This window comes from Actinoplanes sp. OR16 (assembly GCF_004001265.1).
Taxonomy (GTDB): domain Bacteria; phylum Actinomycetota; class Actinomycetes; order Mycobacteriales; family Micromonosporaceae; genus Actinoplanes.
Genome location: NZ_AP019371.1, coordinates 9,252,332 through 9,266,018 on the forward strand (window position 1 = coordinate 9,252,332; position 13,687 = coordinate 9,266,018).

13 protein-coding genes and 1 pseudogene are annotated in these 13,687 nt (G+C 67.2%); 8 read left to right on the forward strand and 6 right to left on the reverse strand.

Annotated features, from left to right (window positions below; translation table 11 throughout):
* Together EP757_RS42490 and EP757_RS42495 are read right to left on the reverse strand one after the other, a co-directional pair.
* On the reverse strand, positions 1–1,059 hold the full coding sequence (locus tag EP757_RS42490) for a serine/threonine-protein kinase (RefSeq protein ID WP_127553979.1): 1,059 nt from the start codon (positions 1,057–1,059) through the stop codon (positions 1–3).
* 236 nt (positions 1,060–1,295) lie between these two features.
* Positions 1,296–2,909, reverse strand: a complete 1,614-nt coding sequence (locus tag EP757_RS42495) for an N-6 DNA methylase (protein WP_127553980.1) — start codon at positions 2,907–2,909, stop codon at positions 1,296–1,298.
* A gap of 298 nt (positions 2,910–3,207) precedes the next feature.
* Here EP757_RS42495 and EP757_RS42500 point away from each other — a divergent pair, with 298 nt between their 5' ends.
* The 8 genes and pseudogenes from EP757_RS42500 to EP757_RS42535 all read left to right on the forward strand — a co-directional run bounded on the left by EP757_RS42500 (position 3,208) and on the right by EP757_RS42535 (position 8,328).
* The gene (locus EP757_RS42500) at positions 3,208–3,765 is read left to right on the forward strand and encodes a DUF4352 domain-containing protein (RefSeq protein WP_232050293.1); all 558 of its coding nucleotides are present in this window, start codon (positions 3,208–3,210) and stop codon (positions 3,763–3,765) included.
* Complete coding sequence (locus EP757_RS42505; protein WP_127553982.1) at positions 3,762–4,346, forward strand: hypothetical protein; 585 nt, start codon at positions 3,762–3,764, stop codon at positions 4,344–4,346. Before EP757_RS42500 ends, EP757_RS42505 begins: the two co-directional genes overlap by 4 nt.
* A gap of 2 nt (positions 4,347–4,348) precedes the next feature.
* Positions 4,349–4,795 carry a hypothetical protein gene (locus tag EP757_RS42510; RefSeq protein ID WP_127553983.1) on the forward strand — a complete coding sequence of 149 codons (447 nt, stop codon included), beginning with the start codon at positions 4,349–4,351 and terminating at the stop codon, positions 4,793–4,795.
* Positions 4,796–4,820: 25 nt separating this feature from the next.
* On the forward strand, positions 4,821–5,492 hold the full coding sequence (locus tag EP757_RS42515; RefSeq protein ID WP_127553984.1) for an EcsC family protein: 672 nt from the start codon (positions 4,821–4,823) through the stop codon (positions 5,490–5,492).
* Positions 5,493–5,499: 7 nt separating this feature from the next.
* A complete protein-coding gene (locus tag EP757_RS42520; protein WP_127553985.1) occupies positions 5,500–6,105 on the forward strand; it encodes a hypothetical protein in 606 nt (201 codons plus the stop codon).
* 31 nt (positions 6,106–6,136) lie between these two features.
* Positions 6,137–6,595: a hypothetical protein gene (locus EP757_RS42525; protein WP_127553986.1), complete on the forward strand. Its 459-nt coding sequence runs from the start codon at positions 6,137–6,139 to the stop codon at positions 6,593–6,595.
* Positions 6,596–7,328: 733 nt separating this feature from the next.
* Positions 7,329–7,447, forward strand: a pseudogene (locus tag EP757_RS44405) (SDR family NAD(P)-dependent oxidoreductase); the annotation flags it as partial.
* Between the two features lie 176 nt (positions 7,448–7,623).
* Positions 7,624–8,328, forward strand: a complete 705-nt coding sequence (locus EP757_RS42535) for a response regulator transcription factor (RefSeq protein WP_127553987.1) — start codon at positions 7,624–7,626, stop codon at positions 8,326–8,328.
* On the opposite strand, the gene EP757_RS42540 is transcribed toward EP757_RS42535, so the two are convergent.
* Genes EP757_RS42540 through EP757_RS42555 form a run of 4 tightly spaced genes read right to left on the reverse strand, consistent with a single transcriptional unit; the run spans position 8,325 to position 13,683 of the window.
* Entirely contained in the window at positions 8,325–9,617 is a 1,293-nt protein-coding gene (locus EP757_RS42540; RefSeq protein WP_127553988.1) for a glycosyltransferase, read from the reverse strand. The two genes, EP757_RS42535 and EP757_RS42540, sit on opposite strands and share 4 nt — an antisense overlap.
* Before the next feature lie 21 nt (positions 9,618–9,638).
* Positions 9,639–11,099, reverse strand: coding sequence for a carboxypeptidase-like regulatory domain-containing protein (locus EP757_RS42545; RefSeq protein ID WP_127553989.1), 1,461 nt, complete (start codon positions 11,097–11,099; stop codon positions 9,639–9,641).
* Positions 11,087–12,187 (reverse strand): hypothetical protein, encoded by a 1,101-nt coding sequence (locus EP757_RS42550; protein WP_127553990.1) that lies wholly within the window; start codon positions 12,185–12,187, stop codon positions 11,087–11,089. Before EP757_RS42550 ends, EP757_RS42545 begins: the two co-directional genes overlap by 13 nt.
* Positions 12,184–13,683 carry a hypothetical protein gene (locus EP757_RS42555; protein ID WP_127553991.1) on the reverse strand — a complete coding sequence of 500 codons (1,500 nt, stop codon included), beginning with the start codon at positions 13,681–13,683 and terminating at the stop codon, positions 12,184–12,186. The genes EP757_RS42550 and EP757_RS42555 overlap by 4 nt, the downstream gene beginning before the upstream one ends.
* Positions 13,684–13,687: the final 4 nt, after the last annotated feature.

A 13,687-nucleotide genomic window follows, 5' to 3' on the forward strand; every position in this document is an offset into this window, starting at 1 on the left:
TCACCATGTCGCCCGGCGTGCGTACTGCCGGCGCAGTTTTTCGATCAGCCAGGTCACGTCCACCGCTGGAACGCTGGCGGGTTGCTCGTCGTCCGGCGCGACAGCCGGCGGCTCCGGAGCCGTCGACGGCGCGTTCTCGACGTCGTTCTCCGGGTCAGCGGTGGGGTCACTGAACGATGCCGGAACCTCGATGAGCACCGGGTGATACGTGTTGCTGCCAACCTCTGCTCGGACGTCGAACACCGACTGCCCCTTGGCCGTCGCGATCTGCAGCAGGGCGTTCACGACCTTCTTGAGGTCCAGCCGGGCCTGCGGGTCATGCGCGATCATTTCCTGGACGAGCGGAGCGATCTCCGGCGGAACGCCGGTCAGGTCGGGTGGTTGCTTGCCGCTGCCCACGACCCAGAGCATCGCGCCCTGAGCCGTGGGAAAGAGCGTGTGACCGGCCAGCGCGAAGACGAGAGTGGCACCCAGCCCATACACGTCGACGGCCGTCGACAGGTCTTTCTCACCGCGGGCTTGTTCGGGCGCCATGTACGCGGGCGTGCCGACGACCATGCCGGTCTGTGTCTGTGCGCCGTCGGCATCCCGCTCGGTCAGCGCCGCCAGGCCGAAGTCGATGAGCACAGGTCCGTGCTGGCCCAGAATGACGTTCTGCGGCTTGATGTCGCGGTGGAACAGCCCGGTTCCGTGCACCTTGATAAGGGCCTCGGCCAGCATCGCCCCGATCATCGCGGCAAGGTGCAGCGGCAGGGTGCCATGCTGTTCGACGTACTGCCGCAAGGTCAGTCCGGGGATGAACTCGGTGGCGAGCCACGGTGGGTCCGCATACGGGTCGGCGTTCTCCAGCCTGGCCACGCGGGAGCCGAAGACCGTCTGGAGGTTCTCGATCTCTGATGCGAACCTTTGCTTGATCGACGGGTCGTCGAGCAGGTGAGTGTGGATCATCTTCACTGCTGCCAGATCCGCGGTCGCCGAGACCCCGAGGTAGACGCCCCCCATACCGCCCGCCCCAAGCCGGCGGAAAAGGCGGTAATTGCCGACCTTCTTCAGCAACATGCGCTTCGATCTCCTACTACTAACGCGAGCCGACAGGCATGGTCACGTATCCCGCTGGCTGGGCTTTCGCAGAGTAGCGGTCGCCGCGTCGACCCGGCCTTCGCCTCACGAAGACCTTCGGCGGAGTGCCCCCTCATCCGTTCGACGCCTGGGCACCACCGAAGTTAGATCGCGTGAACACCACTGTCAACAACTAGGCGTGTTGACAATGTCATGAGACGACGGCTGGCGTCACTTCATCGGCCTGCCGGTCGCATGGAGCCGGAAGTCAGCCCCTCACGGGCCCGGGAGATGGCATCGAGCCCCAGCCGGCTGAGTTCTCGCAGGGTGGCTTCAGCCTCATCGAGAGCCCGGAACGCCGCGCCGTAACTCCGCTGATCATCAATTCCCATCTGCGGAATGCGGGATCCCCTTACATCAACTCGATACGTTCCGCTACTGCTGGTGTTGCGTGAAGCGTTGGCAGCGCTACGCAAGAACCCTTGAAGATAATCGGTGTCGATCTGATCACTCATCGACGTCGCCGTTCGGTCGTTCATTTGCACAAGGCCAGCACGGGCGAGGTCGGATATGCGAATCATTGCACCCTCGATGTCGCCCGACCCTGCGGACAGCTCGGGAATCACCTCCGCCAGACCACCGATAAGGCTCAGCAGCGACTCTCGAAGTTCCGCATACTGTTCTGCTTGATTTGACTCTTTCAGCAAGTGAGCACCCGGCGTCAGGTCGACATCTTCGCCCAGCAGGTCTATCGCTGGGACATCTGCGGCCTGTGCGGCTTCGACCTCAGGAAGCCGCTGCGGATTTGCGCTCGTCATGTCAACCATGCGGACAACCGTTACGGGTCTCTCAGAAACGAGGGGACGCCTCAGAATCCAGAGATGCATCGGCTGGGTGTGAGAGGCCACCAAACCCGACGGCAACGCGACAACTTGCTCCAGCACTCCACGGCGGACGATTTCCGTACGAATTCTTCGTCCAGCCCGACGGTATGCCACCGATGGAGACATGACAATTATGAGCTTCCCGCCCGGTGCGAGATGCGAATAGCAATGCTGCAACCAGGCGAGCTCGCTCTCCGCTTTGGTGGGAAGACCGAATTCCCAGCGCGGATCGACCATCAGACCATCTCTGCCCCAGTCGGTGAGACCAACCGGCGGATCACAGATGACAACGTCAGCTCGAAGGCCGGGCCATGCGTCTTCTTGCAAGGAATCGCCGGGCCTGACGTCGATGTCGATCCCGCGCAGCATGCCACGAGCTCGCGCGAGCCTGACCGCCGACGCGTTGATCTCCTGACCCACCAGCCGGACATCAGACCCGGCGGCACAGGCGAGGAGTGATGATCCCGCACCACAGGCAGGATCGAACACCAAGCCTGTCAACGAGCCCGCGAGACGAGCGATCACCTCGGCAAGCCGGCCCGTCGTCAGCGGGCTCCCGCTGGCGAGAAGCCGCTCGACGAACGACTCAACGACCTCATTCGGCCTTACTTGAGCGGCCAATCCTTCGATACGTAGCCGAGTGTCCGGGTCGAATCGGCCCGAGGACTCACCGAGAAGCGTCTCAGCCAGGTCGGCGACACCCGTGATCATGTCGTCGCCATACAGCGCGCGCATGTCCTGCCAGACAAGAACCTCGTCGGAGACCTCGGAGTTCTTCCGCTGCCGATCCAGCCAGTCCGTGATGTCCGAGAGGGCGAAGAGAGCATTGCGCCCGCCCTCGACCGGCTCAGGAAAGTCCGGGTGGCGCCGGCGCCAGTTAGACACCGCGGCCCTGGTCACGCCGGCGAGGCGTGCGACCTCGGCCGAGGAGATCAGTCTATTTGAACCCGAAATCTCGACGCTCACGGCCCGACACTACAAGAAACACGCAGCGCAATAACACTGTCAACGCATGCACAGCTCCTCCCACGCACACCTGCACGGCCCAAGCGCGCCGGCGGCGCATGTTCACGAGCTTAGTTCACATGTGTGTTGACATCGCCGACTGAAATTGCTCTCATAGAGATCGTCGCCGCACGGACGTGTCGCAGCGGCTCAAGACGTGATTGGGAGCAGTGTCATGACGTACCCGCAGCAGCCCGCCTTCGTCCCCCCGCCGGTCAAGAAGACGCGGAAGTGGCCCTGGATCGCCGGCGGCGCTGTCGTGCTCGTGCTGATCGGCTGCATCGGCGCCATCGGCAGTGGCGGCGACAGCGCCAGCCCCGCCAACGACGACAACGTGGCCGGCACGACGGAGCAGAAGGCGGAGAGCACCAAGGCCGCAGAAAAGACCGCGAAGGCCGAAGAGAAGGAAGAGGAAAAGGCCGCCGGCATCGGGGACGCCGTTCGCGACGGGAAGTTCGAGTTCACCGTCAGCAAGATGAAGTGCGGCGTCGACAGCGTCGGGTCCGATCTGCTCGGGCAGAAGGCCCAGGGCGAATACTGCCTGATCGACATCAAGGTGAAGAACATCGGCAAGGAGGCGCAGACCTTCATCGACTCGGCGCAGAAAGCGTTCGACGCCGAGGAAGTCGAATACTCCGTGGACTCCAGCGCGGCGATCTACGCCAACGGGGAGAGCCAGCTGCTCCTCAACGAGATCAACCCGGGGAACTCGGCTAAGGGAAAGCTCATCTTCGACGTGCCGAGCGGCACCAAGCTGACCTCACTGGAACTGCATGACTCCCTCTTCTCCGGCGGCGTGACGGTGAAGCTGAAGTGAGGCTTCGACTCGCGCTGGGCGGCGTGGCCGCCGTACTCCTGATGTCTTTGGGAATCGTGATCGGCACGGCGATCGCCTCGCCGGAGGGTGCCGCCGAGGCTGAGGTGGACAAGCCCTACGCGGGCAAGAACAACAGCACCCCGTTCACACTGCCGCCGACGACTAGGCCCGCGGTCGAGGCGACCACGCCGGAGCCCGAGCCGACCACCGAGCCGGTGGCGACGACGACGAAGGCGCCCTCGTACAAGAAGCTCACGGCACGCGCGTGGAAGAAGATCGCGAAGTCACCGGAGGACTACATCGGCGACCACTACGTGGTCTACGGCGTCGTCACCCAGTTCGACGCGGCGACCGGTGAGGCGACGTTCCGCGCGAACGTCGACGGGGTCCGGCACTCCGAGTCCTACGAGTACGACACCAACACCATCCTCGACGGCTACATCAGCGACCTGGCCGACCTCGTCGAGGATGACGAGTTCCGCGCGAAGGTGACGGTCTCCGGCTCGTACAGCTATGACACGCAGATCGGCGGCAACACCACGGCGCCGCAGCTCAGCGTCGATGCGATCGAGGTCCTGTGACGATGGGGACCCGGTACACCTATCTCGAACGCCGCTCGGGCGACCTGCACGTGGTCGTCGAGTGGGACAGCTCCGAGTCCGGGATCTACCCGGCCGGGCCGCGCCGGCTCGTCATCGAACTCACCCGGCCGGTGCCGGCGGGCATCACCGCCGAGACCATGCGCCGCGCCGTCCGCCACCTCGGCGACATGACCGACGAGTTCAACGAGGTGCTCACCGTGGGCGGGCACGCGACCATGGTCCGCCAATACGTCGAAGAACGCCTTGCCACGCTGCCGCCGGACGGCGACGCCTATCACCGTGGACTACTCGCCATCGTCGACGACCTCGTGAGTCGTGGTGAGTCCAGCCCCGAAAACGTGCTCGCGAACGCGATGCGCGTACCCCTCGAAACGATGAACGCCTGCCTGAAGGTTGCGCGGCAGCGGCTCGGGCGCGAAAGCGCCTGAGCCCTCACCACGGAGACGGAGAACGATGGACGTGAACGAGACGACCGAGGGCGAGATCGTCGAGAGCGGGTCGAACCCGATGGTTCGCTTCTTCCAGGACCTGGTCGCCAAGGTCACTCAGGACGGCGTCGGACCTCTCGACGGGTCGATCGCCTACGCGGAGGAACGCCTCAGCAAAAGCCGTGAGCTGTCCCGTGAGCAGGTGATCGATCGGCTGATCCGGGAGGCGGTGCAGGCGTCGTCGGCGAACGGTTTCATCACCGGGCTGGGCGGCTTCATGACGATGCCGATCACGCTGCCGGCCAATGTCGCCGGAGCGCTGGTCATCAACGCGCGGCTGGTCGGGGCGATCGCCCACGTGCGCGGCTACAACATCGCGGACCCGCACGTGCAGACCATCATCACCCTCGCGACGGTGGGCGGCACCCTGGCGAGCGCGCTTCACGGCGCCGGCGTGAAGATCGGGGCGAAGCTGACGGCGCAGGTCATCGCGGCGATCCCGATCGCCGTCATCCGGCGGATCAACGCGCGGGTGGGTTTCATGCTTCTTGCCAAGTACGGGACGCAACGATCGGTCATCACACTGGCCAAGGGCATCCCGATCGCGGGCGGGATCGTCGGCGCCGGGGTCGATGCGGGACTCACCGCACTGGTCGGACGCGCGGCCAAGGCCAACTTCCCGGCGCATGCCTACTGAGGGCCCGATGCGGCGCGCGTTTCTCTCCGTCGCGATGGTCGCCCTGCTCGCCGGCTGCGGAGACACTGCCGCGGGAGTCACGGCTCGCCCGGTCACCGGCGCCGTCACCCCGAGTACGGCGACGCCCGCCATCGAGACGACGGCGCCGGCGTCCGCGACGCCGGTCGAACCCAGCACCACTCCGGCGTGGCGGCCGGACTGCGACCCGTCCGTCGACTGCGAAGACTTCTCGACCGACAGCTGCGACGCCGCGTACGCCGCCGAGGAGCTCGGCGGCCTTATCGACTCGTTCATCGAGGACAAGGAGGATGTCGACGCCGACCGCCTCAAAGCGGCGTGTCCCCAGTACCTCAAAGCGTGGAACAAGGCGAAAAACGGCGTCACCGAAGGGTCGTACGAGGTCGGCACGGAGATCAAGGCCGGCACGTACCAGACGACCGCCCATCTGATCGACGGCCGGGTCACCGACTGCTACTGGGAACGGTCGGGCAAGAACGGCGACATCATCGCTAACGCTTTCGTCATCGCGACCAAGAAGGTGTCGGTCACCGTCCGATCCAGCGACGAGATGTTCACCAGTAAGGGCTGCGGCAACTGGCAGAAGATCAAGTAACGCCCGCAGCCAAGACACCGGAGACCTCTTCATGATCGACTTTGTTTACGGCTACATCGACTACCACGAGACCCTTGCGTTCGCCGACGACGGCACCGCTGCCGAGGAAGCCCGCGAGATCGAGGCGATCGCCGCCGCCCGGACGTACGGCGAGGCGCGCCAGATCGAGGTCCGCCACGTCTCCTACAACCCGGCCGGCTGGGACTACACCGACGCGGAGGACGACGAGCCGTTCGACATCAATAAGGTGGGCGCGGTCCAGGACGGCGACTGGCCGCCGATGATGGCGAGCCGCGCGATGCGCCTACTCCCCGAGGATCTCCTGAAGCAGTTCGGCACGATGGCCGACACGACGCTCAACGGTCCCTACATGGAGATCCCGCTCGATCGGGAGGAGGCGATCGTGGCGGCGCTGCGCGAGCGCGGCCACGAAGTCCGTCGGGACGACGCGCTCATCAACACCTTGGACGGCGCGACAATCCAGCCCTGACAGGCATTGGTCTCTTCCCACGATCGCCCCGTTTGACTTCGCTCGCCTCGCCTTGCTGCAGGTAATGCAGCTGCTACATCCGGTCACTCACATGATTCGCTCACTGCGGCGCTCAATCGTTGCTCGAGAATGCAGATCATGCGAATACAACTGAGAAACAAGGTCCGATGCCTGGTCTATTCTGAGGCGCCACATGCCGACATCTCGAGGAGGCTCGATGACGTGAAGCCGTACTTCACATGCTCCGCGGCCTGAGCTACTACTCCGAATCCGCTCCCCATCCGCCAATCGCCTCAGGCGGTACGAGCAAGGGGCACTGGATAAAACAAGGTCACCACGCAACGTTCAAATTCAGCTCTCCGGGCTGCGGAGATAACTTCCAAGAAGATGCCGGTCGGCTCATTCCAGCCCTTAGCTGGTCTTTAGTCAGAACCAGTGACAACAATCCGGCCACGCCCTGCCGATAAAGCCAGAATTTCTCCGTGACCATCCAGGCTCGTGGCCGCACTGCGTCGCCAGCGATGCAGTGCAGCTTCAGCCAAACATCACTCATCCGGTTGACGGCGTTGATCCCATTAAAATAGCTACTGCGACATAGGCACCCGCAGACATGACCGGTTTAAGCAGCGAGCTCGAAGGTGCAGACCTCGTGGATCTTGGCTCTGCGGGCGCTCACGTAAGACCGCACGAGGGCATCGAGCCCGCGCGAGCCCTTGTCGCGCGTCTTTAGCTGGATTTCGTTCAGAACGGGCCGCGGCAGGCAGATGGCGACCTCACCGCGCAGTCGGTCAGCCTCGAGACTGCTTCATCCGCGAGTTCCACTTCGAGCAGGTACGGACCCCGCACTCCTGAGCGCCCGCCGCGCCGAGCAGCCTGGGTCCAACTGAGGATTCTCGGCAGATCCGACGGCCGTGTCAGGCATCCGATAGACGCCGCGGCCCTGCTCGATAGCATCGTGATGGCCGCCGAGGGCTGGTATCCGGCCGGCCGATTCGAGCGGGGCTCCCCCGGAGGATGTGTCGTGGCTGTTGACGTCGACCCGGCTCGATCGGGCTGAGATGGCCGCCGACGGCGTCCGCGTGATCGTGGTCGACGAGGTCGGCATCTACCGGCATGCGCTGACCACGGCGATGAGCCTGGAGACGGCGATCGGGTCCGTCGAGCCGGTCGCCGACGCGGCGACGGCACTGCGATGCCTGGGTGCGGGCAGCGGCCCGCAGGTCGTGTTGCTGGACATGACGATGGCCGACAGCGCCGGGGTGCTGAACATGCTGGTCCGGCACGCGGCGGGCGTGCCGGTGATCGTGCTCGCCGTCTCCGAGTCCGACGACGAGGTGATCGCCTGCGCGGAGGCCGGTGTGGCCGGTTACGTGTGCCATGGGGACACCTTCCCCGACCTGATCGAGCTGATCAGCCGGGTCTGCGCCGGCGAGTCGCTGTGCTCACCGCGGGTCGCGGCGACGATCCTGCGGCGGGTCGCCACGCTGGCCGCCGACCGGCGGACCGATCCGGCGCCGGTGCACCTGACCCCACGGGAGAATCAGGTCTTGACGCTGGTCGACGAGGGTCTGTCGAACCAGCAGATCGCCCGGCGGCTGTCGATCGAGGTGCGCACGGTCAAGAACCACGTGCACCACATTCTGGAGAAGTACCAGGTGCACCGGCGGGCCGACGCGGCCGCACGGTTCCGGGCAGCGCGGCGGCGGCCGGTGCGCGCCGGTGAGGCGTTCTAGCGCGGGCTCTGCCACAGCAGCGGCTCGAGCCAGTCACGGAACACGGCCTGCGGGTTGCGGGTCTGCCGCAGGCGGGTCTTCTGGCTGACCGTCTTCTCGGCACGCAGCAGGCCGATCATCGTACGGGCGACACCGGCGTAGTAGGCGGCCTCGCTGGGGTTGTGCGTGGTCACGAACCGGGTGGAGGAGAACTTCACGTAGTGGGCATCGGACCCGTACACGTCTCGCATGGCCGGGAAGTCGTCGTTGAGGAACAGCAGATTCCCACAGGCCGCGGCCTCCTGGCAGACCAGCGAGTACGTCTCCGACCCGGACGGGTGCACGTACACGTTTGTCAGGTGGAAGAGGTCGAGGACCACCTTGCGGGGCACTTCGATCCGGTAGCGCTCGATGTCGTGGGGGGCGATGCCGGGCAGCGGGCCCATCCCGTTCGTGAATATCACCTCCTTCGGGGTGAGGCCGAGTTCGTCGCGTTCGCGCAGGATCTCGGCCCGGTAGTCGAGGAAGTGCTCGCCCGTCGAGTGGAAGTTGACGATCATCAGGCGGACACTCTGCCCGGACCGTTTGAGCTCGGCGAAGAGGCGTACCAGTTTCTCCGGCTGTTTTCCGCGGTCCATCCGGATCGGATAGACCGCGAAGACGTCCGGGGTGTACAGGTCGTACTCGCGGATCAGCGCCCGGGTCAGCGGGTGGAAGGCGAACGTGTTCTCCCAGTCGAGCGCGTGCGGGACGAGTTTGACGTACTTCTCCTCGACGGCGTACTGCGCCGCGACCCGGGGGATGTCGTGCGCGTTCGGGTAGAGCAGGAACGCGTGCGGGAACGGGGTGAACCGGGCGGCGCGCGGGTCGTCCGGTGGCAGGCCCGGGTTGGCCTCGGGCGCGGAGTGGAGGTAATGCAGCCACGTGACGTCCGGGAACTCGTGGGCGAGCCGCCGGCACGCCTCGTTGTAGGCGAGGTGGTGGGGCAGGTAGACGAGGTCGTGGGTGATGACCACGTCGATCCGGGCCAGCAGTGGGCGCAGGGCGTCCACGATCCGGTCCACGCCCTGCCGGTACGCCGCCGGCCGGGCGACGGCCTCGGCGTCGCTGCTCAGGTGCACGGCCGGCATCCGCCACTGCCGCAGCAGCGGGTTCGCGAAGATGCCGTCGGGCTGGAAGCCCTCGCATCCGGCGAACGTGGTGTCGTAGCCGTTGCGCAGCAGCATGCGCACGTGTGCCTCGACGACGGTGCAGAGTGAGAAGGCCTCCCACAGCTGCACGAACGTGGTCAGAACAGCAACGCGTCTCATGGGTGTCCCGCCGGATGCCGCTCAGGCTCCGAAGGTGCCGGGCCAGTTGTCGCGCAGCAGACGGCCGTTCTCCTTCAGCCGTTCCACCACGGTCTGGGCGGGATTGCCGAAGACGAAGCCGGAGGTGTAGAACAGCGACCGCAGGAAGCTCTCGTCCTCCTTCTCCAGGCCGTCCTGCTGGGTGATCTTCTGGTACACGTCGATCACGTCGGAGAGCAGTTGACCGCCCTCGCGTGCGTGCACCAGGAACGGCCGGTTCTCGGTCAGTGGGCGGCCGACCAGGGCGCTGAGCACCGAGGCCCAGTGCTTCTCGTCCACGTTGTCACTGGCCACGTAGGTCTGCCCGACGGTCTGGATGATCGCCAGCGCGTTGCGGGTGATGTTGGACCACTTGTTGACCAGTACGATGGTGCCGAGGGAGCCCGCGAACGACAGCGACTCCGTCAGCCTGATGATCTCGGCCTTGACCTGGCGCAGGAAGTTGAAGAGGCGCTCGCGCTGGGTGGCGTCGAAGACCACGCTGTTGTCGATCTGGTCCGGGGTGACGCCCATCAGGTCGTCGGCGATCAGCGCGACCAGCCCGCGGTAGACGGCCGGGAAGTCCCGGTTGACGTCCTCGGCCGACTCCACGCCCTGGTTGAACTGGCGGCGCACCTGGATCAGCACGTCGGCCTCGGTGTACGTGTTCTCGTTGCGGCGGTCGAGGATGTTCTTGATCGCGTCGCTGTGCTTGTTGAGCAGGTCGGTCTTGCTGACCAGGTTCAGCCGGTTCGCGCCGTTGGAGCCGGCGAGCTGGGCGTTCAGGCTCTCGATGGCGGCCGGGACGCCGGCCCGCAGGTAGAGCCCGACGGTGAACAGGTTGCGGGACTGCCGCGCCTCCTCGATGTTCACCGGCGGCGTGATCGCGAAGATCGGGTCGATGATCAGGGTCTGGAGGGCGGCGAACTCCGGGTCGGGCGGCAGCGTGACGGTGATCGGGACGCTGCCGCCCGGTGCCGTAGTGGTGGTGCTGGAGCTGGTGTCCGAACTGGTCGAGGACGTGCTGGAATCAGTCGTCGTACTGGAGGTCGTACCCGAGGTCGTCGTTCCTGATGTCGTCGTTCCTGATGTCGTCGTACCCGAGGTCGTCGTTCCTGATGTTGTCGTACCCGACGTCGTCGTTCCTGAGGTGGCCGGGGCGGTGGTGACGGTGACCGGGATCGTCGTCGTGCCCGGGCCGGTGGACACGGCGTCGGACAGCTGGATGTCGTGGCCCATCGACGCGCCGGTCACGTCGACCTCCCCCACCGTGCGGGTGGCCTCGCCCACCGTCACCCGCAGCGAATAGGTGTGGCCGCGGGTCAGCCGCACCAACCGGTAGACGCCCTCGGCCGCCGTGGTGGAGGACGAGACCAGCTCGTCCTGTGGGTTGTAGGCGCCGACGGTGACGTCGCCGATCGGTGTGCCCTGGTCGTCGCGGACGGCGCCGGTCAGAGTTGCCATGATTCGTCTCCTTCGTGGTGATGGGGTCGGCCGGTGCACCCGAGTGCCTTCCAGGCGATCTCCGCGCCGAGGTGGAGCCGGTACGAGGTGCTTTCCAGCAGGTGCAGGGGTTCTTCTCCGGGGCCGGCCGTCCAGTCGACGGTCACGGCGAAACGCAGGTCGCCCGAGTCGGCGCGGCGGACCTCGACCCGGGCACGGAGCCGGGCGAAGATCGGCGCGGTGCCCGCCCACTCGGAGAGGGGCAGCTCCGCGACCGCGCCCTCGGTGAGGACCGGCGCCGGGCCACCGGTGGTCAGCGCGTGCTGGGCCAGCAGCGCACCGGCCGGCGCGGCCTCACCCCATGCGACAGCACGCAGCACCGGCGGGCTCCCGTCTCCGTCCGCTGTCACCGTGGCGGTCAGGACCGACTGGCTGGAGAGGCTGACCAGCCGGAACGGGATGCCGACGTCGGCGGTGGCCAGGGTCACGCACGGCTCGTCCGACGGATCGGCCGACGGATCGGCCAGGGCCGCAGCGAGCAGCACCAGCCCGTTGCCGTCCGGTGGGCCGCCGATCCGCAGGACCCCCTGGGCCGCGCACAACCGCTCCCCCGCCGGTTCGGCGGGCGCAAAGACGGGCGGCGGTTGCGCGGCCTGCGGAGATCCGAGCTGCGGATGTACGACCAGCGCTCCGTCCGTCCCGCGCTCGAGCCGGGCCAGGACGATCGCCCGGTCGGCCGGTCCCGGCGCCACCGGCCGCAGATCGAACTCGCAGTCGTCCCAGACCAGCGTGTTGCGGCCCTCCGTCTCCCCGGACTGCGGCTGGTCGTAGGTCACGGTGACCCACAGCGGCGCACCGCCCTCCGGAAAGACGACACCGAGCGTCCGCGGCTCCTCGCACACGACCCGGTTGCCGTCCAGATCGAAGGCCAGGCCCGGCTCGACGACGACCTGATCGGCCCCGTCGGCGCGGACCTCGAATCCGCGCCGCACGGCCCCGGTCGCCTCGCGCAGGTCGTCCAGCCCGGTCAGGAAGGCGGCCTGAAGGTGGTCGAGGTGCTCCGTCGTGATGCGCAGCCCGTCGAAGACGGCGATCTGCCGGGGCTTCACGGCGCGCCGTCCGCCGGCGCGTACTCCTGGATGACACCGGCGATCGTGCACTCACCGGCCGCGTTCGACCGGACGACCAGCACGGCACCGTCCGGCGCGGTGACGCCGCCCAGAGCGATCGCGAGCGTCTCCGGCCGGGCGCCCGGATCGGCCAGGGCACGGAACGGGCCGGCCGCCGGGTCGCCGGTATCCACCGCGACGTCGAGTGCGGCGCGCCCGTCGTCCGGGCCGGGAACATAGATCAAGGACATCCGGGCGCGGGTACGGTCGTCGCCTCCCCGCCGCACCTGCTTCCACATGCGGCCACCCCGGTTGATCCGCAGCCGTTCCTCCAGGACCGGCCCCGGGCTGACGTCGGCGGACGCCCGCAGTCCCGCCTGGGCGGCTCCGCGCACCCCCTTGATCACCAGCCAGTACGGCAGGCCGGCCCGCAGTTCGGTCGGCTCGTCGAAGCGCACCGACACGACCCGCTCGGCCGGCTGTCCGGTGCCGTCCGGCGGTGCGGCGAGCACCACGTTCGCCTTGGTCAGTGGCGGACCGGTGGCGGGCGCCGACAGCAGGTCTCCCTGGCCGGCGTCGGGCTGGAGCTCCGCGTACAGCTCGGCCTCGCCGGACTGCCGCAGGTGTATCGAGAAGCCGGTGCACCGCACGCCGCCGGCCGGAAGCCCGGCCGGATCGAGGACGAGACCGCGGGCCAGCGCGTGATCGACGTCGAGGGTGCAGAACTCACCGGCGGGCCGGCCGGTGTCCTCCAGCGACCGCTCCGGCCCGAACCGGCCGCTCACCTCCATCACGATCCGTGCCAGAGCGGGCGGGTGGCCGTCCAGTGGCGCGATCACGGACAGCGGCAGCCGGACCTCGCTGTGATGGCCGAGGGTCAGGTTGCGGTCCGCCCGCAGGGTGCCGTCCAGATCGTTGGGCCAGGTCTGCGTCTGCAACAGGGTGAACACCAGCTGGCCGAACCGGATCAGGACCTGGCCGGGGGTGTCCGTGCGGATCAGGAAGCGCAGCGACACGGTGCCCTCGTGGTGTGCCGTGGCGTCGAGGTAAGCGTTGACCTGGGCGGCGAAGTCGACCGGGATCGGGTGGTCGCCGGGCTCCAGCACGCCGGACCGGCTCCAGAAGACTTCCCCCGGCGCCAGCCGGATCGAGACGTTGCTCAGTCCCGGCCGGGGATCCGCTGCGATCGCGAACGTGCGCTCGGCGCCGGCGCCCTCCCGGACCCGCACGGTGCTGGGCTCCTGGGTGGCCGCCTGGCCGGGCAGAACCCAGAGGGTCGCCCTGATCGCTTTGACGTCCGCGTTCGGCCGCAGCCCCGGCAGCGGCACCAGCACCTCCGTCTCCTGCCCGGGGGTCAGGGCCGTGCCGGCCAGCGTGATCGTCACCGCCGGGATGATCATGACCTGGTCCCGGCTCTCGTACGCGGCCACGTCGTAGGCGAGCCCGCGACCACCCTTCACCAGCGCCATCGCCGGGCTGCCTGTCTTGACTGCCATCAGT